The organism is Flavobacteriales bacterium (genome assembly GCA_016700415.1).
GTDB lineage: Bacteria > Bacteroidota > Bacteroidia > Flavobacteriales_F > PHOS-HE28 > PHOS-HE28.
This window is the reverse complement of the sequence record CP065018.1, coordinates 1529464-1551705: the sequence shown is the minus strand read 5'-3', so window position 1 is coordinate 1551705 and position 22242 is coordinate 1529464. Positions and strand designations below refer to the sequence as shown.

Sequence of the window (22242 nt, the reverse complement as noted above, 5' to 3'; positions counted from 1 at the left end):
AATGGAAGAGATGGAGGTAAGGGGAGTAAAAGAAGAAACGGATGCGCAGCTCGTTCAGGTGCCGGCCAGCTCCGCCAGCTTTCTGCCGACCTCGGCTACGCTGCTCGGCTCGTATCGCAACTTCGGTTTTTCACCCGGCTTCATGGGTTGCACGCAGATGTGTGCGCGGCCGTCGATCACGGTGTACGCAAAGATCACGGCCGGCTCATCCATGGGTGCAGGTGGCGAAACATGTTCATTGGCCTCGTTCAGCTCCATGTTGAGCAGCATCCGCATCCCGGTGAACACAAGGTACACCTCTTCCCGGTCTTCAACGCCACCCTGAACGATCACCTCCTGTTTGCGCTCCTCGGGCACCGTGTAGAACCGGTCGCAGTTGATCCATCCCAGCTGCGCGGTGTTGAGCACATAGTTGGACAGCCCGTTCACCGTGGTCGATCGTGTGCTATCGGCCCACTGGGCGTAGCGCTCCAGCCGGATGTTGCGTTCGCGCCTCCACGCTGCCAGCTCGGCGAGGTATTGGGCGCGCTGAGGTGCGATGATCGAATCGTACTTCCACCGCGCAGGCCGGTAAACCTCGACGTACCACTGCTCCTTTTCCATCCTTTTGCGTTCATCCCAAAGTGCCTTGCGGACGGTATATCGTTCCGCTGCGGCGGGGAATTCCGCTTTCTCCCTGTAATAGCGCTCCATCCGGGCCTGGTAGCGCTTGTGGCTTGATGTATTTCGTTTCTCCGCCTGCGCGAACGCTTTTTCGGTTCGGGTCCGTATCACCCGTGGCCGAAGGAACCCCCACCAAGGGTCCTTGCGCACATAGCTTCTGTCATTCGACATTTTCGGGACCCGTGGAAACACCGGTTGCACGGGCCTGACGGGCCTGACGGGCTTGCCATGTTGGTCTTCCTTGTACTTGGGCAGGTTGAAGGTGATCACGGGTGGATCCGGTGGCGTGTCATTCCATCCTGATAAAGGGGAGCTGCCCGATGTCGATGGAGCTGCGGCCCAATTGGTGCCGGTGGCGCTGAGGAACAGTTGCATTCGCGGTTTGATCCCCGTCGTCGGCATGGTCACGGTCATCGGTGCGTCCTTCTTCAGCCGAAGCTGGTTCCCGGAAGCATCTGTGGCCAACACCTTCACCATGCCATCGGTCTCCAAGAGGCGGTCATCGCTGCGCGTGCTGAGGCCGTATGCCACCATGTCCGGTGCGCCCAATGCCTCGGTGAGCTCTATCTCCACCGGGCCGGAAACAGGCTGACCATCCACATCCTCAAATGCATCGGCGCGGAAGGTGAGCGTGGAGCCGGTCTTGCCCGTCAATACGGTGTCGCGCCCGGGGGCCACGGTGAAGTGCTGTACGGTCCCTTCCCGCAAGAACTGCCGCAGCTCATCCATGTCGGCGAAGACGTTCCTTGTGAAGGTGATGCGCACCCGGCGGTTCAATGACATGCCGCCCGCGTCGGCATTGCTGGCCACGGGCTTCCGTTCGCCGCGATAGGTAATGTCCACCAGGGTGGGGTCGGCACCGTGATGAAGCAGATAGTCCTGCACCGTATGGGCACGGGTAGCGGCAAGCGTGTCGTTGTACGTGTTGCTTCCATCGCTGTCCGTATGACCTTCCACCGCGAAGTGGTAATCACCTTGGACGGTGACCGAGGCAAGAAAACGATCCAGTGCGTCGATAGCCTGTTCGTTCAACGCGGAAACATCCTTTTCGAAGTGGACGATCAGCTCCTGATGGCTGGTGGAGGCCGTCAGTTGCAGGGAACCGAGCAGCACTATGCTGATGGCGATATGGCGGTTCATGGAGGGGCGGGTTCTATTGCGGTCGATGGTCCCTGATCCGGTCCGGAATGACCATCCTCCACCATAAGAACTGCGGAGGTGGAGGAAATCGTATCCGAGCACTTGGAGCCGGCCGTAGCTTCCCATACCCCACTTACCATGTTTACCGCAATTACCCCCTTTACCTGTGATCGCGAAGAATGCAATGAAGGTGAAGGAAGAGATGGAACTAAGGGAGAAATAAGGACCGTCACGGTCTGCGGAGCCTCCCCGATCTTTATTATTCCTCGATCGTCGGGCGCCGGTCCATACAGGAGTACCTTTGCGCCGTTAAAAAAACAAACACGACAGTACAATGGCAAGTGGTAAAGTAAAGTTCTTCAACACGGAGAAAGGTTTCGGCTTCATTACTCCGGACGAAGGTGGAAAGGACGTTTTCGTCCACAAGACCGGCACCAGCGAATCCCTCTGGGAAGGCGACGCCGTGACCTACGAAGTGGAAGAGACCCCCAAGGGCCTCAGCGCGATCGACGTGCGCAAGGCCTAAGGCCCAACATCGTTAACACTGCGAAGCCCCGGCCTTGGTCGGGGCTTCGTCTTTTAGTCCAGTTCCTCTTCCTCCTTGACTTCCCTCACCTCCCTTTCTTCCCTCACCCCTGGTAGGTGAAAGAGGTCAATTAGGTGAAGGAAGTCAAGGAGGCAAGGGAAGCGGAATGGCTCGGAGAGCTTCTCCTCACGCAGGCTGCGCCGCGTACCGCGAGCGGCCGTACTGCTTGGTGTACAGGTCGTACACGATGCCGTCCGCCAAGCCCACCTTGGGCACGAAGACCTCTTCGATGCCCGCTTCCTCCATCACCCGCAGAAAGATGTCCGCAGCGGGAATGATCACGTCCGCACGGTCCGGCCGTAGGCGCAGGACCTTTACGCGGTCCTCGAAACTGTAGTCGGCGATGCGGTCGCGTTGCTTGCGGATGTCGATACGGGACAAGGGTTCGCCAAAGGAATTCTTGTTTTCCTTGAAGATGCGGTTGATATTGCCACCCGTGCCGATCGCGGTCAAACTCTCGTTCGCGTTGCGGACCTCCGCGAGGAATTCCGCTGCTGCCTCCCATACCTGCTCATCCACTTTGTTCTGCAGGGAACGCACGGTGCCGATCTTGAACGAGGAGGAATCCCTGCGCTTGCCGTTCTCGATCCACGTGAGCTCAGTGCTGCCACCGCCCACATCGATGTAGAGGTAGTTGCGGTCCTTCAGCAGGTCCTGCGTCCAGAAGGTGCTCATGATGAGGTCCGCCTCCGTGCGCCCGTCAATGGCCTCGATGTGGACGCCGCTCTCCATCTCTACGCGGGAAAGTACCTCCGCACTGTTCGTGGCCTCGCGCATGGCGCTGGTGGCGCAGCAGCGCAGGTAATGCACGCCGTACACCTCGGTGAGCAGCCGGAAAGCCTTCAACGATTTGATAAGCTGGTCGCGCTTCGCCGGGCTGATGGCCCCACTGCTGAACACGTCCGCGCCCAAGCGGATCGGCACACGCACCAGTGAGGTTTTCTTGATCACCGGGTGGTCATCGCGCTCCACCACGTCGCCGATCAGCAAGCGAACCGCGTTGGAACCGATATCGATGGCGGCGTATGTGAGTTGGCGGCTGATGGTGCGAAGGTAGGATCGAGCGCGGGGAGGAGCTTGAACACAGGCATTCCTTCATTCTGTGCGGCGCGGTGGGCTCCATGCGGAAAAATGATGATGAGGAGTTGTTGGTTGTGAAAAAATGATACATTTGACGTGAACGTTTTGTTAATCTTAACCCCAAATCGCAATGAAAGCCCTAATGCCCCCCTCCGTACGGCAGCCGCGAACTAAGGCAGCCCAATGAGTATGGACTGAAAACTGGTCTTGAACGGATTGCGGCCCTATCGGTAGCTGCTGTTATGGCACTCGCGATAACGACCACTTGTTCAGCCCAAACCGATTGGATCTGTGGGAATGATTTTTTAGAGCATCAGTCGGAAGGTGACAATGACCGTGGTGCTGACTGTGGTAATTCAAGTTCCACTTGGTTGAACGATTACCGTACACCCGGCCATTGGATCCCTGATGAAGTGACACCGATGAAGACCATTCTGGTCAATATGGTCGTGTGCAGGGATGCACAGGGAGGCGATGGCTGGCAGGATACGCCGGCAATGATCGCGGACTTCGAAGAGTTGATCGCACAAGTGAACCTGAACTATGCAGATCCGGGTACGATGGGATGGCCCATGACCTGTCCGCCTTCAATTCCATATCTTGCGGATAGTAGAATTCGGTTCAAGTTCAACCATGCCTATTTCTTGGACAATGATGCGTTCAATAACTACAATTCATTGGCTTCACCGTCTGCGATACTTGACTACTTGTGGGCTAACTAACCGGAGTCTAAGAATGCGTTCAACCATATTTGGACACAGCCTGACGTGAATATTTGGAGCGGTGGCTGGTGGGGCTTTTATAGCGTTTATGGTGGCGAAAGCTATGCGCTGACGCGAAATGCTATGTGGGGATCTTCTTCAGTCTATTTGAAGGAGCATGTTGCCCATGAGTGGGGTCATGCACTTGGGTTGAATCACACCTATAACGGTGAGGTGATAAATACGAACAACTTCGACTTTTTAGACGATTTGTTTGGTACTTGTCCCGAACCATTGATGAGCGACCCTTTCAATCCATGCTACGGTCCAAGTGATTCACCATGCACACCGGCAGCCGGGAATGTTTGCTATTTGACCGGCCCTTGTTTCTTTTCGAATTTCCCCAATGCCACGCCACCGCTAATGAGCGGAATGGCGAATAACAATTACATAAGCCCGAAGAGTGCGGGAAGGATGCATCGGGCCTTGTCTTTGTATGGAAATTCGTTTGGGCTGAACAATCGGCCAATGCAAAAATACGTTGAGGAAAAATACTCCTATGGAGAGCACCATGTGACGACTGATGAGACTTGGGATTTCGCGATCAAAATGTATCAAGACATCGTAGTAGAGGCACCGGCCACACTAACATTGAGTTGCGAAGTACGGATGCCGATCGATGGCATTATCTTGGTGAGGCCAGGTGCAAAATTGGTCATCGACGGTGGTGTTGTGACCTGTGCTCATGAGGGAGAGCTTTGGCATGGAATAATGGCGGATGGCACCACCTATAGGCATCAGGAGCCGTTGAACCACCCTACTTATCAGGGCTTAGTGGTTATGAAGAATGGCGCGGTAGTGGAACACGCGCAGGTGGGGTTCGCCAACCACCGTTGGGGTGATCTTCAGCATAAAGGAGGCGTACTTCAAGTCCAAGGAACACTTCAAGAGGTAGGGGGCACATTCCGCAATTGCACGAGAGGGGCGGAATTCGAGAAGTACAGCAACTACTATCCGACCAGTCCGAGCCACGCGACGAAGAACGACAACAGCTACTTCAAGCATGCCGAGTTCATCGTGGACGACAATTACAGGGGCGGGGATGATTTTGACGCGCATGTGCGCATGTGGGAGGTGAAAGGGATCAGCTTCCAGCAATGCGACTTTATCAACGCAATGACCTCTACCGCACCCGATATTAAAGCGAGTCAAACGCTGGGCAAAGGCATCTATAGTATCGATGCCACATACAGTGTTACTGGTCAATGCACAGAATCACTACCGTTGTGTGCGTATGGTTCAGGTCAGCCGGAGCCGGTCTGCCCGGAGGCAGCGTTGCGTCCTTCACGCTTTATCGGACTGGACCATGGTATCCGGGCAGGCAGCGGTGGCGTCGGGGGGTACACCTTTACAGTGAAGGACTCCTATTTCGAGAACAACGTGTGTGGCATCTTTGACGAAGCTGTGGACAACGTGGGCATCCTCCGTAACAAATTCGTTGTTGGTGGTCGTGAGGCGGAATTGAGCGGAGAGGACGCTCACTTCGATGGAATGCACCGCGCTATATACATGACCTTGGCGAATGCCTTCCGGGTGGAGCAGAACGAACTCACCAAAGCCACAACAGCCCATGCTTATGCGGAAGGGGTGGTCGCGGGTGAAACCGGCGCATACAACGACCAGGTCTACAAGAACAAGTCCAATGACATGGACTACGGTTACGTGGCAGAGGGGAATTGCGTGGACGCGGTAAACCCCACGGTCACGGGCTTGTCGCTGCTCTGCAATCAAAACATGCAGAATGGAGAGGAGGACTTCAAGGTGAGGACCACTGATCCAAACCCGCCTTCAAACCATAGCATCAAGATGTTCCAAGGTTCCGTCTATAAGTCGGCTGGCAATACGTTCACCCCGCAGCAGAATGGAAGTTCGGTCTACTATAATTATGACAATCAGGCTCAGGCATTGCCGATTACCTACTTCTGGGAGTTGCCCCCAGGCGACCTGAATACCGGAGCGTATAATGCGCCTTGGGTACAGAGCAATGCCAACCCCTCACCCCACAATAGCTGCCCAACGCGGATCCTCTGTGGTGGAAAAAGCGTTGTGCGTATGAAAGAAGCCCTCAGCCCTTTGATCCAACAGGAGCATTTGGCCTACCTGAACTTGAAGTACGTATACGAAAGCCTGTTGGACGGGGGCGATTTCGATGAGCTGAAGGGGACCATCATGGAAAGTTGGCCACAGGACGCTTGGGAGCTGCGCAATGAACTGATGAACAAGAGTCCCTATCTCTCCACCGATATTCTCGTGGAGGCGGGTAAGAAGAACATCCTGCCACATGCCATGTATTTGGAGGTTTGCTTGGCCAATCCCGAGGCCACTCAGCGCGACGGGTTCATTAAATGGGTGCAATATGAAGCCCCCGATCCCTTGCCGGAATACATGGTGGCACAGATCGTGGCCTCTTGGGACCAGAAGACCTGGCGTACCAGCTTGGAGGCGGACATGGGCTGGCACAATGGCGAATACCAGCGGCTGAACGATCAATTGATCGGCACTATGCTGATCGACACTATTCACCAACCAGTGGATAGCATTCGGGCAAGTTGGCAGTTGAACCCAAGCTTGCGTGCGCGTTACGGGGAGGTGGGCCTCTTGATTGAGCAAGAGCAGTTCGATGCGGCCGTCAGCTTATTGGAGGGCTTGGAAGCTAATTATCCTTTGGAGAAGCAGGGTAAACAGGATCGGGATGATCTGCTGGAACTGATCGCCACGGTTCGTCCTGTGCTTGAAGATACGAACAGGTCCATCATGCAATTGGAACCCAATGAGCTGAACGCATTGGTTGGTATTGCCAACAGGCAACCCTCTGTCGGTGCTTCTTATGCCCGCAACACGCTCTGTTACGGTTATGGCATCTGCAATCCGCCGGTCACCGGTGGGTCCACACAACCCCAAATGAGATTAGTGAGCCTTGCTAGCGCTGTGGAGCCAACAACGCCGACATTGATCGTCCACCCCAACCCTGCAAGTACTTGGGTGGCCTTCAGCCACGACCTGAAAGGCAAGGTAGTACAGGGCTTGATCCGGGTACGTGATGCACAGGGTAAGGTGGTGTATGAGGTGGCCGTCACCTCCTCTCCGGGACAACTGATCTGGGATACGCGTGGTTCAGCTTCCGGGACGTATGCAGTGGAATTGCATAACGGTGGGAAATTGGTGGATGCTCAAAGGCTGGTGATCCAGCCTTGACCATGTTTCGGGCAATTATTCTAACCGCATGTGGTACCTGCGCTATGGCTTCGACCATGGCGCAGGCGCCACTATGCGTGGATACCACCTTCCAAGTGCCTTTCACGCATAGGGAGATTGACGGTTTCGACTTCATGCCGGATGGCCGGATATTGGTGGCGGGGGGGATGAGCCAGGGACCACCGGCGGTCACTGGATTGAGCCGACTGTTGCCGGATGGCACAATTGACCCCACCTTTGGACCTAATTACATTCTTCGTAGTGCTGACGTGCGTGTGAGGAATGGAGAGTTTTACTTTGCCAGCATCGGTGCGACTGGCGTTCGGCGGTTCTTTATAGTCGATGGTACCATTGATTATTCCTATGGCTTAGTATACCCAGAGTTTTCAACATCGCACAGGAGCGACTTCCACACTTTTGCGAACGGGAAGCAATGGCGGACCGGTTCCTATAGCAAGCAGTTCTATGACGATGAAGGCCAGCAGATCGGCAACGAGCAGGGCTATGGGCTGATCCAAGTGTTGGCTGATGGGAGTGTTGACCCGGCTTTCGACCACAAGCGCACCATGCCTGGGTCTTTAGCGGCCATACAGGAAACCCCCGATGGACGGTTTTTGATAAGTAGTTCAGTCGGCACGCAATATGAGGGACGGTCGGTAGGGGGCGTACTACGTGTCTGGCCGGACGGTCATTTGGACACCACCTTCCAGTCCACGATCTCTTGGGGTTCGATATCGAGGAACTTCTACTTTTATCCGGACGGGCGGATGCTGGTGTTCGGTCGCATGATGGCCCCCGAGTATCCGAATGATACGCTGGCGGTAATGCGTCTCAACCCCGATGGCAGCACGGACACCACTTGGCCGTCGATCCCTTTTCTGTCTTACACCTATTTCCGCGGCTTCGCTACGATCACGGATCATCTGGAGGTCGAGCCGGGCAAGCTGATCGTGGTGGGCGATTTTAATGCCATTGGCGACCAGCCCATGGGTGCCATCGCTGCCATCGACACTTCAGGCAATGTGCTCTGGGATTACTTGCCCGGAACGGGCGCGGGGTTTTTCGATGATCCATGGTTGAACGGCAATGATCGGTATCTCTTTAAGATCAAACAGGCTCCGGACGGCTACATCTACATCTGTGGAAAATACGCTGGCTTTAACGATGGCTGTGGAGACCATCCTGAACAAAAGTTCATTACGCGCTTGTACCCGTTGAACGTTGGGGTGAAGGAGCACTCAGCCGAGAGAGGCATCCGCGTATACCCGAACCCCGGCTCAGATAAAATGAATGTGTCCTTTGAAGGACCGGAGACCTATACCGTGTCCATCCAAGATCTTCAAGGCCGCGCGGTGCTTGAGCGAGTCATAGGCAGCGGAACTGCACCGATCGATGTCTCATCATTGTCCCAAGGCATGTACACGGTGCTTTTTATCGGTGCCAATGGAGAGCGTTCAACCACAAAATGGATCAAACAATGAAGCAGCCGTTCATCCCCTTTTTTGCGGTACTGCTCTTGTTCTCTACCAGTGCTCATGCTCAAAGCTGGTGCCCGGCGGGTGCTACTTGGATCTACAACACAACTGACCCCATGGTTGGAGAAAGTGCCGAGGGCTTCAACTATGTAGGCGATACCGTCTTGGACGGCTTTGTTGGCCAAAACATCGCACGGACCAATGTGATGACCCAGATCTGGGGAATGGATACGTTGATCATATCTCACGGACCCGACGTTGTGACACGTACGGAGCCTGGCATAGTGTATTACTGGCTGTCTGTTAGCCAGGAATGGGATACGCTCCACTGGTTCGGTGCCGTGCCTGGTGACAGGTGGTCCCCTGGTTGGGAACAGGAGTATGGGACGACCGATACATATCTGCTCGTGGCGGATACCGGCACGATGGAACTGGATGGGGTTGCGCTCCGCACATTGACGGTGCAAGGGATCTATGAGGGACAGCCGGACCCGATCTATGAATTGCTTCTTGTTGAACGCATCGCCTACGCCGAGCGCTATTTCTTTCCTTTCCCGCCCTATATGGTCGTTGAATGCACCTGCACGCTTGGTTGTTACAGCGATGATGAGATCCGCTATCCGACATCCGGTTCTCCCTGCGCGCTAACACTTGCGGTGGGTGAGACCACTGCCATTGATCCAGTAAGTTGGTCCGTTTCACCCGTGCCGTTCCAAGATCACTTCACAGTTCGCTCGGTCATTCCCCGCAACGCAACGGTGATCCTGTTGGACATGACCGGCCGGGAACTGATTTCGGTCCCCTTCCAAGGAACGGCGCTGGAGATGGATCCAGGACTGTTACCAACGGGCAGCTATGTGCTGCGCATGGTGGATGTGAAAGGAGACCTATCGCACCGGTTGGTGATCAAAGAGTAGAGGCTGGATTTGTGCTCAAGGTCCGCTTTGCGAGACCTTGAGCGGACCCTGAACCTCACCCCAGCACCGCCAACCGCTCCTCGATCGCTTTGATCTTCGCCTCGGCGTCGGCCTTTTTCTTGCGCTCGTTCTCCAACACCTGTGGTGGCGCGCCGCTCACGAAGCGTTCGTTGCTGAGTTTCTTATCCACGCTGGCGAGGAAGCCGCGGGCGTACTTCAGCTCTTCTTCAGCCTTCTTGCGCTCGGCCTCACTGTCCACGTTCTCGCCAAGGTCCACGGCGTATTCCGTGGTGCCGACCAAGAAGTTGACTGAACCTGCACCGGCGGCGGTGGCCGCTTCGATCGCCGAGACGTTCGCCAGTTTCCCGACCAGTGCTTGCGTGGCTTCGCCCAGCGGTGACTTGGCCTTCAGCTGCACTGCGAGTGATTCCTTCGGGCTCAGGCCACGTTCGTTGCGGATGTTCCGTACGGCGGTCACGAGGTCGAAGGCATGCTGCATCTCGACTTCAAGCTTCGTATCGCCCGCGTCGCTCTTCGGCCAAGTGGCGATGATCAGCGCGTCCTGCGGGCCTTTGCGCTCGTTCAGGTGGCTCCACAATTCCTCGGTGAGGAAGGGCATGAAGGGATGCAGCAGCTTCATCACATCCTCGAACAGGGCGATGGTAGCGTCATAGGTCGCGCGGTCGACAGGCGCAGCCACACCATTGATGAACGCTGGCTTAATGCTCTCGAGGTACCAGCTGCAGAGGTCGTCCCAGATCAGTTTGTAGGTCGCCATCAAGGCTTCGCTGATGCGGAATTGCGCGTAGAGCGCGTCGATCTCCGTGGTTGCACGGCTCACACGTGAACGCATCCACGCGCATGCTGCTGCATTGCCAGCGGATTGCTTTTCGTCGTTGATCGTAATGCCCTTCACGAGGCGGAAGGCGTTCCAGATCTTGTTGGAGAAGTTGCGGCCCTGCTCGCAGAGGCTCTCGTCGAAGGGCAGGTCGTTGCCGGCGGGTGAGGTGAGGAGCATGCCCACGCGCACGCCGTCCGCGCCGAATTTCTCGATCAGCTCGATCGGGTCCGGGCTGTTGCCGAGGCTCTTGCTCATCTTCCGGCCCTGCTTGTCGCGCACGATGCCGGTGAGGTAGACGTTCTTGAACGGCACTTCCTTGCGGTATTCCAGCCCGGCCATGATCATCCGCGCGACCCAGAAAAAGAGGATCTCCGGCGCGGTGACGAGGTCGTTCGTCGGATAGTAGTACTTGATGTCCGCGTTCTCCGGGTCCTTGAAACCGTCGAACACGCTGATGGGCCATAGCCAACTGCTGAACCACGTGTCCATCACGTCTTCGTCCTGACGGATGCCTTTGGTGGGTTGACCTGCAGAAGTGAATTGCGCGATCGATTCCGCTTCGGTCTTGCACACGGCGACATCACCGGCTTCATTGTACCACGCCGGGATCTGTTGGCCCCACCACAGCTGACGGCTGATGCACCAGTCGCGCACGTTCTCCATCCAGTGCCGATAGGTGTTGGCGAACTTCTGCGGATGCAACTTCACCTCACCGCTCATCACCACGTCCAGCGCGGGCTTCGCCATCTCGCCCATCTTCACGAACCACTGTAGCGAAAGGCGCGGCTCGATCACGGCATCGGTGCGTTCGCTGATGCCGATCTTGTTCACGATGTCCTCCACCTTCACCACGTGGCCGGCCTCATCCAGCAACTTGGTGATCTTCTTCCGCGCGATGAAACGGTCCTCGCCCACGCAGAACTGCGCGGCCGCGCTCATGGTGCCGTTCGGCTCCAAGGTGTCGATCACCGCCAGCTTGTGACGCTTACCGATCTCATGGTCATTCGTGTCGTGAGCGGGAGTCACCTTCAAGGCGCCGGTTCCGAACTCGCGTTCCACGTATTCATCGAAGATCACCGGTACGGAACGCTCCACCAAGGGCACGATCACGTTGCGGCCCATCAGGTGCGCATAGCGCGGATCATCCGGATGCACCGCCACGGCCGTATCTCCGGGGATGGTCTCGGGGCGCGTGGTGGCGATGGTGATCCACTCATCATCATCTTCATCAAGAGTGGGGGTGACGGACTCCACTTTGTAGCGCACATAGATCAACTTCGAGTTGACCTCCTTGTGCATCACCTCCTCGTCGCTCACGGCGGTCAGGGCCACGGGGTCCCAGTTCACCATGCGGTAGTCGCGGTACACCAGGCCTTTCTTGTGGAGGTCGATGAAGACATCGATCACGGCCTCGCTCAGCGCGGGTTCCATGGTGAAGCGTGTGCGGTCCCAGTCGCAGCTGGCGCCGAGCTTCTTCAATTGTTCGAGGATGGTTCCGCCGTACTTCTCCTTCCATGCGAAGGCATGCTCAAGGAATTTTTCACGGCCGATCGCGCTCTTCTTGATCCCTTGTTCCGCCAGCAGCTTCACCACCTTGGCTTCCGTGGCGATGCTAGCGTGATCCGTTCCCGGCACCCAGCAGGCGTTCTTGCCCTGCATCCGCGCGCGGCGCACCAGCACGTCCTGGATGGTGTTGTTGAGCATGTGCCCCATGTGCAGCACGCCCGTTACGTTCGGCGGTGGGATCACCACAGTATAGGGCTCGCGTTCGTCCGGCACGGAACGGAAATAGCTGTTGTCCAGCCAGTATTGGTACCACTTGCCTTCGATCTCCTTGGCCTCGTAGCGTTTCGGAAGTTCCATCTTTTCCATCAGGGCTGCGAAGGTAATCCGGAGGTCTTGGAATAGTCGTGAGTCTTGAGTCTGGGAGTCGAGAGTCCGACTCATGACTTCCGGACTCAAGACTAATTCATCATCAGCGCTGATGCGGTCAACCTCTTGCTGTGCTGTCGATCGGGACAGGTCGGGATGTCAGCGATGTTCGTGCGGCGAAAAATGGTGTGCCGTACGCGGTCGATGTGTTGAAGGTGCGACGCGAACGGAACTTGCGGGATTATCACCACATGTGGCAGATTGTTAATGTCTTGCCAAGGTCTTCCGGGGGAGGCACGAGGAGCCCATTCTTTGCATTATAACCAACGAACCCGATGAGAACCATTCTCCTTTCCTTCGCCTTCCTACTGGCTTTTGGCTCCATGGCCCAATCTGATAGCAAGCCTGTGGGGGGTACTGGCCCCTTGATCAGTGTGGACAAAGACCTGGTTGATTATGGGACCATTCAGAAAAGCGCCGACGGCAACCGCAACTTCGTGGTGACGAACACGGGTGACAAGCCCTTGATCATCAGCAACTGCCAAGGCTCCTGCGGATGCACGGTCCCCAAATGCGATACCGCGCCCATCCTTCCGGGACAAACTTCGGTTGTGAACGTGCACTACGATACGGAACGCGTGGGCCCATTCACAAAGACGGTGACCGTTACGAGCAATGCTACGAATACTCCCAGCCTGACGGTGAACATCAAGGGCGTGGTGGAAGAGAAAGCGCCCGCGGAGGAAAAGCCCATGAAGGCCCAGTAACGAATAAAGGCACGGGTATCCGTGCCCCCAAGAAGCATGCAGGTGTCGCCGTCAGGGAATTTCCCCGGACGGCGATACCTTTTTCGTCAAACCATCACCCTCGCCAAAAGCTCCCGGAGCAACTCCCCACCATCGGCGCTGGTATTCCCCACGCCTTTGCCGCGGAGGTCCGCTTCGCGGAGCAAGTGCTGGGCTTCGCGCACTTTTTCCATCGGATAGGCACGGGCTGCGTTGGTATAGTCCTTCACGAAGAAGGGTGGGACCTTCAACGCCGCGGCCAGATCGCCTTGCGACTTGCCCGTGTTGGTGTGTACGATGCCCAGCTTGCCGAAATAGGAGCTGAGGAGGCCCACGGTCATCACCAAGGGGGAGTTTTTGTCGTTGGAGAGGAACTGTGCGATGCGCTGCGCTTTTGGGTGATCACGTGTACCGATGGCCTTCTGCAATTCGAAGATGTTGTAGTCCTTGCTGATGCCCACGTTGCGTTCGATCAGATCGCCGGTGATGGCTCCACCTTGCTCGATCACGATGCAGAGTTTTTCCACTTCGTTGGTGAGTTTACCCAGATCGCTGCCCAAGTGGTCCGCCAGCAGCTTTGCTTCCACGGGGCCGATGCGGCGTTTGTGGAAGGAGACGTACTGCTGGATCCACTCGGGAAGTTTCTCTTCCTTCAGCTTGTCGCTCACAAAGACCACCTGCTTCTTGCCGAGGTCCTTCAGCCACGTCTTTCGCCCATCGGCTTTCTTGTGCTTGTAGCAGATCACCAGCACCGTGGTGGGCGTGGGTTTCTTGAAATAGGCCTCCAGCTTATCAAAGGCATCGATGCGCCAGGTCTGTGCCTCGCGCAGCACCACCACTTGCCGCTCGGCCATCATCGGGTAGCGCAGGCAGGTGTCCAGCACCACGTCCGGCTCCGTGTCCTTGCCGTACAGGATGCTCAGGTTGAAGTCCTTCTCGTGCTCCTGCAACGCGTGAAGCTCGATCTCCTCCGCGATGCGGTCGATGAAGAAGGGTTCTTCACCGTGCAGAAAGTACACGGGCTTGAACGCACCGGCGGCGATCTCCTTGCGGATCTTCTTGAAATCGTCCGTTGTGCTCATGTTGCAAAGGTCGAGTTGTCAGTTGTTCGTTGTCAGGGGGCAGTTGGCAATTTATAGTCGCAGTCGGCAGTCGCAGTCGGCAGCCGTCCAGTCACCGGTCACCATCCACCAATCACCCTTCTCCATCAACAGTCCAGATCCGCGAAGATCAGCCCTTTCAGCGTCCCTGGCTGCCGAAGGCATGCATCTGCGTTCCATCCTGATCAGCGTTCCATCTACTCGAAGCGCAGGTGCTTCACGGAACGTCCCTCGTTGATGATGTCACGCAAGGAGGCGATGCCCACTTTCACATGGTTCTCCGCGAAACTACCGGTGACCTTCTTGTCGCTCTCGCTGGTCTTTACGCCCTCCGGTACCATCGGCTGGTCACTTACCAACAGCAATGCGCCGGTGGGGATCTCATTGTAGAAACCAGTGATGAAGATGGTGGCCGTCTCCATGTCCACCGCCATGCAGCGGTCGCGGCGCAGACGCTCCTTGAAGTCCTCGTCATGCTCCCACACGCGGCGGTTGGTGGTGTAAACCGTACCGCTCCAATAGTCCAGCTCCATGTCGCGGATCACGCCGCTCACGGCGCGGTGGATCATGAAGCTTGGCAGGGCGGGCACTTCCGGGGCGAAGTAGTCGTTGCTCGTGCCTTCCCCGCGGATGGCCGCGATGGGCAGGATCAGGTCGCCGAGCTCGTTCTTCTTTTTGATGCCGCCGCATTTTCCCAGGAAGAGCACAGCCTTCGGCGAGATGGCGCTCAAGAGGTCCATCACGGTGGCCGCTGTGGGGCTGCCCATGCCGAAGTTGATCATCACCATGTCCTCGGCGATGGCCACCTGCATCGGCTTGCCTTGCCCGTGCTGGGTGGCGCCGGTCTGTTCCGTGAAGAGGTTCAGGTAGTTGTCAAAATTGGTCAACAGCACGTACGGCTTGAAGTCTTCCAAGGCCACGCCGGTATACCGGGGCAGCCAGTTCTTCACGATGTCCTCTTTGGTATGCACTTTTGTTCGGTATTAGCAGTGATGATGAAAGTCTTGAACTTGCCGGATCATGGGGTCAAAACTATGCACGACGGGCAGGGGGGGCGCGTATTCGATCCCGTGCGCCGCCTTTGGGTGGTTTTGACGCCCGAGGAATGGGTCCGGCAGCATCTGCTGAATTACCTGATCCATGAGCTGGGTTGTCCCGCCTCGTTGATCGCAGTGGAGAAGAAACTCATGGTGAATAATTTGACCAAGCGCGCCGATGTGGTGGTGTATGCCCGAAGTGGCGGACCCGTGCTACTGGTGGAATGCAAGGCGCCCGAGGTGAAGGTGGACCAACGCACGTTCGAGCAAGTGGCCCGCTACAACACCGTGTTCAAGGTGCCTTACCTGCTGGCGTCCAATGGACTCGTTCATTACTGCTGCCGGATAGGGCGTGAGAACGGGAAGATCGATTTTCTGACCAAAGTACCGGCCTACGAGGAGCTGTGCGTACCGGTCCCGGAGTAACTTTAACCCCATGAGATCACGAGTCCTTACCCTCGGCATTCTCTTTTTGGTCTGCTGCGCGGCCTATGCCCAAGGTCCGTCGAAGATGGGCTTTCAGTTGCGGGCTTGGCTGGCCACTGCGGATCCGGCGGGCCGTGTGGACCTGTTTCTGGGTGGCGATGCCTCCGAGGTGGCCCGGACAGTGCTCACGCATGGAGGTATGGTGAAGATGGCCGTGGACGGTTGGGTGCAGGCTTCCATGCCCGTTCAACGGGTGAAGGAACTGGATCTCGACCCGGCGGTGGGGACCATCGTGTTCGGTCTTTCAAAAGGAAGAACGATGAACGACAGCTCGCGCGTGAAGGCCCATGTGAACGAAGTGCATGAAGGGCTTGCGCCGTTGCCTGCGGCTTATCAGGGCGAAGGGGTCATCATGGGCATCATCGACACGGGATTGGATTTTCACCACCCGGATTTTCTGGACAGTTCGGGGCGCACCCGCGTGCTCCGCTATTGGGACCAGAATTATCCGTTTGACCAGGCGCTTACACCGGCCGGGTTCGGGTATGGGCAAGCATGGGACAGCACGGCCATCAACGCGGGCGATTGCCCGGCAGTGGACCCCTTCAACCAGTATGGCCATGGCACCACCGTGGCGGCCACGGCAGCGGCGAACAACAATGGCAACGGCCATTGCGAGGGAGTGGCGCCCAAGGCGGACCTTATCATCGTTGCGAACGACCTGGACCACCCCAATTGGACATCGTCCGTGGTGGATGCCGTCCGCTACATCATCGAGCAAGCCGCGACCTTGGGCCGGCCCGTGGCCATCAACCTCAGCCTCGGAGATTATTACGGCAGCCATGACGGACTGGACCCGGCGGCATTGATGATCGATCAGATGCTCACGGCAGAACCGGGCCGTGTCCTGGTCTGTGCGGCCGGGAACAGCGGCGGGCTGCCAGCATACCACCTGCGCACCGATGTGACCACGGATACCACCTTCACCTGGTTCGCCTACAACCCGAACAGCGTCCTCAACATGGGGGCCATGTACTTCGACCTTTGGGCGGACACGGCGGACTTCAATAACGTGAGCTACAGCGTTGGGGCCGACAAATACAATGGTGGCTATGCCTTCCGCGGTAGGATCCCCTTCCGCGACATTCAAGGCACCTTGGGGCAGATCGTGATGGACACGCTCTGGAGCGTCGACGGCAATAAGCTCGGCCGGGTGTTCACCCAAGGGCAGCTCCGCGACGGGCAGTACCATCTGGAGGTCTATATCCCACAGCCGGATTCCGCCGCACAGCTGTACTACCGCTTCATGACCATTGGCGAGGGACGCTTCGATGTATGGAGTACCGATGTGTTCGGCACCTCGAAGATGATCACGGCTATTCCGGACAGCGCGGACTTTCCGCCCATCGCGCGGTATGTGGCCCCGGACAAGGACCAGAGCATCGTCGATTCCTGGGCTTGTTCCCCGCAGGTGATCACCGTGGGCAACTACTATAATCAACAGCAGTACACGGATGTATCGGGCGTGCCACGGGACCTTGGCGGCATCTCCGGCGCCATCAGCGTGAACAGCAGCCACGGGCCCTCCCGCACGGGTGTAGTGAAACCTGATGTGGCCGCGCCAGGTGATGTCACCTTCGGCGCGGGTCCCTTGAATATCCTGCAGATATACCTTACCAATGGCCCGGACAAGCTGATCGACAGCCTGCACATGCGGAACGGCGGCACCTCCATCGCCTCGCCCGTGGTGGCGGGCACGGCGGCGCTGTTGTTGGAAAAATGCCCTCGGGCGTCGAACATCATGGTCCGCGATGCGATCAACGGGACGGCCTTCGCGGACGACTTCACCGGGGATCTGCCGAACGTGCGGTTCGGTCAGGGCAAGATCAATGCCTTCGCGGCGCTGGTGGCCACGAACGTTGAAGTGCCGCTTACCATGGCCAGTGCCTTCTGTGCCGGGGATAGCGTGATGGTCTCCGGTCCGGATTTCATGTACTTTTATCTGTGGAACACCGGAGCGGAACTCCGCGATGTTTGGACCTCTGGCGATACGCTCCAACTCACCGTGGGATCCACTGAAGGGTGTACGGGCAGCAGTGATACGTTGATCGTGACCCCCGAGCCGCTCCCTGTGGCGACCATTACTGTGGACGGCCTTACTTTGGAAAGCAGTTCCGCCTCGACCTACCAGTGGTATCTGGATTCCGTCCCTATTTCGGGCGCGGACGGTCAGACTTTGGAGGCGGAGGAGAACGGACATTATTTCGTGCAGATCACCGATAGCATCGGCTGCTCCGCGAATTCCGATACGGTCTTCATTTTTACAGTCAGCTTCCATGAAGCGATGCGCACGGGCCTTGGCTTGTGGCCGGTGCCTGTGTCGGACCGATTGCATTTGCAGGGCATGGACCCATCGGTCATGGGCGCGGCGTACGATATCCACGACGCCAGTGGGCGCAGCGTGCAGCATGGCCCGGTGCATGGGACCACGGCCGTGATCGACGTGCATGGATTGGCCAGCGGTGCATACCTGCTGAGCTTGCGCGGCACGCCGGCCACTACCACTTTGCGCTTCATCAAGGAATAGCGCCCGAGGTGCCGTCCGTATCACGAAGGCTATTTTCGCGAAGATGGAAACGCGGCCCTTTGTGCTTTCGGGAGGCGGAATACGCGGGGCGGCCCACTTGGGCGTGCTCCGGGCTTTCCGGGAGGTGGGGACCGTGCCGGATGCTATCTCGGGCACGAGTGCGGGCGCACTGGTCGGGGCGTTGATCGCTGATGGCCGGACCCCGGAAGAGGCGAACGAACTGATCCAGGATGAATTGAGCCGCCCAAGGCTCATGCGCAAGCCGACCTTGGTCTCGAAACGTATCGAGGCCTTTTTACGACGAACGCTCCGCCACACACATTTCGAAGATCTATCGATCCCATTGTATGTCTCCGCAACGGATCTGGAAAAGGGGGGACAGCGCGTTTTTAGCAGTGGGGAATTGCTTCCGGCGCTGATGGCCTCCTGTGCCATACCCATGGTTTTTCCACCCGTACAGGTGAACGGTGTGTACTACGTGGATGGCGGGATCAGCAACAATCTTCCCGTGGAACCCTTTTTGGCGATGAAGGACCGGGTGATCGCCGTACATGTGAACCCCTTGCCGGTCTTTGTTCCTGGAAGACGGGGGATGATGCGCACCATGGACCGCATCTGGCACTTGAACTTCCGGGAAATGGTGATGCGCTCCGCCAAAGGATGTCATCTTTTCATTGAGCCGCCCGAGTTGTCGAGGTTCAACATGTTCGAGCTGAGCAAGATGAAAAAAGTGGAGGAGATCGGCTATGAATGGACCAGGAAATTGCTGAACAGAGGAGATGACAAGCGGCCTTAGAACCCTGTGCCTACCTGCTCTCCGTTCACGAAGGTCGCTTTGACTTTTGCCTTGGCCATCTGTGCTTCGCTCCCCTTCATCAGGTCGCGGTCCACCACGGTGAAGTCCGCGAACTTGCCCACTTCCAGACTGCCTAGATCTTTTTCCGTGAAAGTGGCCAGTGCATTCCACATCGTCATACCGCGCATGGCGTCCTCACGGCTCAGTGCATCATTCATCTGGAAACCGCCTTCGGGAATGCCAGCTGCGTTCTTCCGCACCACAGCGGCGTAGAAGGTCTTCAGCGGATCGATGCCCTCCACCGGAAAGTCCGTGCCCAAGGCGATCATGCCGTTCTGTTGCATCAGCCGTTTGTTTGCGTAGGCGTTCGACAAGCGCTCCGGGCCCAACCGGTCGATGGCCCACAGCATGTCCGAGGTGGCGTGCGTGGGTTGCACGCTGGGAATGATGTTGTATTGGCTGAAGAGGTCGAAGTCGTGCGGGTCCATGCACTGGGCGTGCTCGATCCGCCAGCGGAGGTCGTTGGTGCCTCCCAGCACTTCGCCATACACGCCCAGCAGCAGCCTGTCCGCGCTGTCGCCGATGCAGTGCGTGGCCATCTGGAAGCCGTGTTCCTTGCACCATTGCGCCACCTTCAGGAAATGCTCCCGCGTGGAAAGTTGCAGCCCATGACCTGCGGCGGGGTCGTCGCTGTACGGCTTGATGAGCAGTGCTCCGCGGGAGCCGAGCGCACCGTCCGCGTAGCACTTCACGGCACGCACGACGAGGCGGTCGCTGAGGATCGGACCATCGGCGTAGCGCTGGAAGTTGGTGCTGTCATCGGCGAGCATGGCGTAGATCCGGATCTTCAGCGCGCCTTCCTCCTGCATCTTCCGCATCAGGTCGATGGTACCGGCGTCCAGGCCCGCATCGCACACCATGGTGAGGCCCAGAGCGAGGCAATCCTTCTGGGCGGTCAGCAGTGCTTGGCGTTTGGTGGCCTCATCGGCCTCGTTGAAGATCTTCTGGAACACGCTCACGGCATTGTCGGAGAGCAGGCCCGTGAGCTTTCCGTTACGTTTCTCCAGCAGCCCGCCCGCGATGGTGCTTTCTGCCGTAAGCCCGGCGCTGTTCAACCCGGTTTGGTTCACCACGGCGGCGTGCCCGTCAACGCGTTGCAGCAGCACCGGCCGGTCCGGGAAGAGGAGGTTGAGGCTGTCGTTCACCGGGTTGGTCTTGTCCGGCCAGAGGTTCTGGTCCCAGCCCCGGCCGAGGATCCAACCGCTGCCAGGATGCGCCTTGGCAAAGGCTTCCGTGCGCCGCAGCACCTCGTTCCAGCTTTTCGCGTTCGCGAGGTCCACTTTTTGTGCGTTCAACCCATAGCCGAGGAAGTGGCAATGCCCGTCGATGAAGCCGGGATAGATCGTCTTTGTCCCCGCATCATAGGTCTCCTTGGCGCGGTAGCGGTTCAAGATCTGCTGCTCCGCGCCCAACTCCAGGATGCGCCCGTCCTTGATCGCCATCGCAGTGTATTCATGGCCATCGCCGTCCATGCTCACGATATGGGCATTGCGTACCACAAGATCGACCTCTTTGTTCTTGTAGGCGCAGGAGGTTAGCAGGAGCAGCGCAGTGACCAGGACGGAAATGGAGGTTCTCATCGGGTGCTTAAAATGGCCCAACTGGGCAGTTTACGGGGATCGGCGATCAACAGGAGCGCAATGGTGTAGAAGGGGAGCAGTGGCACCCGGTAGCGTACCAGGGCGCCCACCACGGGGGTGGTCCAGCCGATCAAAAGGCCCAAAAAGAGACAGAAGGAAACGAAGTACAGAAGCAACGGCAGGTCGATGCGTGCCCATGGCCTTGCCCGGAGGGCCGCCACGGGCAGGAGAACGACCATCACCATGTTTTCCAAGGCGCTGAGCAGGCCGAGCCCGCCCAGGTCCCCGGTGGCGAACGGGGAGAGAAAGGTCATGTACAACGCATGTGGCGCCTGCTGGAGGAAACTGAAAAGCGTCGGTGCCAAGGGTGTCGCGGTGATATAACTGCCAGGGTCGGTGAGGCTCACCACGCCCAGCATGTCCCTTTGCTTCTGCGTGATGAGCATCAATATGTCCGGTCCTCCAGCGACTATTGGAAGACCCAGAACGAGCAGTGCGGCCATGGTATGCGTGGCAGCGAATTTCAAGATCGGATGTCGGCCCCCAGTGCGGCGGCACCACCAGAGCGCGGCCAGGCCCGGGACCATGCAGGCCAACACGTATGACTTCAACACCAGTTGCACCAGCAGGCCGAAGACCAACAGTCCAATGTATTTCCAGCTCAATGGGCCGACTATCAGCTTGAAAGTGCCCATCAGGAAAAGACCTAGACCGAGGAAGAGCAGGGCCTCCTTGATCGGTGCACTGCCCCAGAACAACATGCTGGGCCAAAGAAAGAGGCCCGCCATGAGCGCCCGGTTCATCTCAGGCACGAAACCGATGAACGTCTTGTACAGCGCCACAAGGCCCACGAGCGAGAGGAAACATGCGAACACGGTGTGTACGTGGTACACCCCGAAGGAGAACAGCCGCACCAGCGCACTGTAGCGGATCATGGTGTGCGCATCGTTGTAGTAACCGGTGTCGTACTTGCGGTGCCAGTTGTTCATCACCGCGTAGTAGTGCTCGTTAAAGTGGGCGTTGTCATTTCCGATCCCGAAGAGCATCCGGAAGTAGTCTCCGGGATGGTCGGGCAGGGCGCTGAACAACACGTTCCCGTCATCGAAGAAGCGGTAGATGTCCGCCGTGGAGCGGTCCGGGTAGTGATAGGTATAGATCCACCACAGCGCAGTGCCCACTGCGACCTTCAGCAGGAACAAGGCACAGATGGTGCGTTTCGGGAGGCCGGGAGCCTCGAAAAAGCGCCATCGCCGGATCACGAAAAGGAATGCTGCGACGTAGCCGCATGTGAGCAGAATGCCCGCCATTGTCGCCAAATGTAGCCGGGCCATGGCGCGTTGT

The 22242-nt window shown here is 57.6% G+C and carries 16 protein-coding genes; 9 read left to right on the top strand and 7 right to left on the bottom strand.

Annotated elements, in window-relative coordinates:
- Positions 1–54: 54 nt before the first annotated feature.
- The gene (locus IPP95_06580) at positions 55–1803 is read right to left on the bottom strand and encodes an OmpA family protein (GenBank protein QQS73870.1); all 1749 of its coding nucleotides are present in this window, start codon (positions 1801–1803) and stop codon (positions 55–57) included.
- A gap of 334 nt (positions 1804–2137) precedes the next feature.
- Here IPP95_06580 and IPP95_06575 point away from each other — a divergent pair, with 334 nt between their 5' ends.
- Positions 2138–2329: a cold shock domain-containing protein gene (locus IPP95_06575; protein QQS73869.1), complete on the top strand. Its 192-nt coding sequence runs from the start codon at positions 2138–2140 to the stop codon at positions 2327–2329.
- Between the two features lie 186 nt (positions 2330–2515).
- Here IPP95_06575 and IPP95_06570 read toward each other — a convergent pair whose 3' ends face one another.
- Positions 2516–3379, bottom strand: a complete 864-nt coding sequence (locus IPP95_06570; protein ID QQS73868.1) for an exopolyphosphatase — start codon at positions 3377–3379, stop codon at positions 2516–2518.
- A 332-nt stretch (positions 3380–3711) separates the two neighbouring features.
- Between IPP95_06570 and IPP95_06565 the strand changes: the two genes are divergently transcribed.
- The 4 genes from IPP95_06565 (at position 3712) to IPP95_06550 (ending at position 9817) form a co-directional block, all read left to right on the top strand.
- Complete coding sequence (locus IPP95_06565; protein ID QQS73867.1) at positions 3712–4191, top strand: hypothetical protein; 480 nt, start codon at positions 3712–3714, stop codon at positions 4189–4191.
- Positions 4192–4698: 507 nt separating this feature from the next.
- A complete protein-coding gene (locus tag IPP95_06560) occupies positions 4699–7425 on the top strand; it encodes a T9SS type A sorting domain-containing protein (protein ID QQS73866.1) in 2727 nt (908 codons plus the stop codon).
- A gap of 44 nt (positions 7426–7469) precedes the next feature.
- The gene (locus IPP95_06555) at positions 7470–8906 is read left to right on the top strand and encodes a T9SS type A sorting domain-containing protein (GenBank protein QQS73865.1); all 1437 of its coding nucleotides are present in this window, start codon (positions 7470–7472) and stop codon (positions 8904–8906) included.
- Positions 8903–9817 carry a T9SS type A sorting domain-containing protein gene (locus IPP95_06550; protein QQS73864.1) on the top strand — a complete coding sequence of 305 codons (915 nt, stop codon included), beginning with the start codon at positions 8903–8905 and terminating at the stop codon, positions 9815–9817. The genes IPP95_06555 and IPP95_06550 overlap by 4 nt, the downstream gene beginning before the upstream one ends.
- 55 nt (positions 9818–9872) lie before the next feature.
- Here the strand turns inward: IPP95_06550 and IPP95_06545 are convergent, their stop codons facing one another.
- Positions 9873–12521 (bottom strand): valine--tRNA ligase, encoded by a 2649-nt coding sequence (locus tag IPP95_06545; GenBank protein QQS74212.1) that lies wholly within the window; start codon positions 12519–12521, stop codon positions 9873–9875.
- A 344-nt stretch (positions 12522–12865) separates the two neighbouring features.
- Between IPP95_06545 and IPP95_06540 the strand changes: the two genes are divergently transcribed.
- Positions 12866–13297, top strand: coding sequence for a DUF1573 domain-containing protein (locus IPP95_06540; protein ID QQS73863.1), 432 nt, complete (start codon positions 12866–12868; stop codon positions 13295–13297).
- 86 nt (positions 13298–13383) lie between these two features.
- On the opposite strand, the gene holA is transcribed toward IPP95_06540, so the two are convergent.
- Positions 13384–14397, bottom strand: a complete 1014-nt coding sequence (gene holA / locus IPP95_06535) for a DNA polymerase III subunit delta (GenBank protein QQS73862.1) — start codon at positions 14395–14397, stop codon at positions 13384–13386.
- Between the two features lie 215 nt (positions 14398–14612).
- Positions 14613–15386: an AMP nucleosidase gene (locus IPP95_06530; protein ID QQS73861.1), complete on the bottom strand. Its 774-nt coding sequence runs from the start codon at positions 15384–15386 to the stop codon at positions 14613–14615.
- 24 nt (positions 15387–15410) lie between these two features.
- On the opposite strand from IPP95_06530, the gene IPP95_06525 reads away from it, so the two are divergent.
- The 3 genes from IPP95_06525 to IPP95_06515 are packed head-to-tail and all read left to right on the top strand — an operon-like array spanning position 15411 to position 19261.
- Complete coding sequence (locus tag IPP95_06525) at positions 15411–15878, top strand: type I restriction enzyme HsdR N-terminal domain-containing protein (GenBank protein QQS74211.1); 468 nt, start codon at positions 15411–15413, stop codon at positions 15876–15878.
- Positions 15879–15888: 10 nt separating this feature from the next.
- On the top strand, positions 15889–18465 hold the full coding sequence (locus tag IPP95_06520; protein ID QQS73860.1) for a S8 family peptidase: 2577 nt from the start codon (positions 15889–15891) through the stop codon (positions 18463–18465).
- A 43-nt stretch (positions 18466–18508) separates the two neighbouring features.
- Positions 18509–19261: a patatin-like phospholipase family protein gene (locus IPP95_06515; protein QQS73859.1), complete on the top strand. Its 753-nt coding sequence runs from the start codon at positions 18509–18511 to the stop codon at positions 19259–19261.
- On the opposite strand, the gene IPP95_06510 is transcribed toward IPP95_06515, so the two are convergent.
- Positions 19258–20901: an amidohydrolase gene (locus tag IPP95_06510; protein QQS73858.1), complete on the bottom strand. Its 1644-nt coding sequence runs from the start codon at positions 20899–20901 to the stop codon at positions 19258–19260. The two genes, IPP95_06515 and IPP95_06510, sit on opposite strands and share 4 nt — an antisense overlap.
- Positions 20898–22208 (bottom strand): hypothetical protein, encoded by a 1311-nt coding sequence (locus IPP95_06505; GenBank protein ID QQS73857.1) that lies wholly within the window; start codon positions 22206–22208, stop codon positions 20898–20900. The genes IPP95_06510 and IPP95_06505 overlap by 4 nt, the downstream gene beginning before the upstream one ends.
- Between the last annotated feature and the right edge of the window lie 34 nt (positions 22209–22242).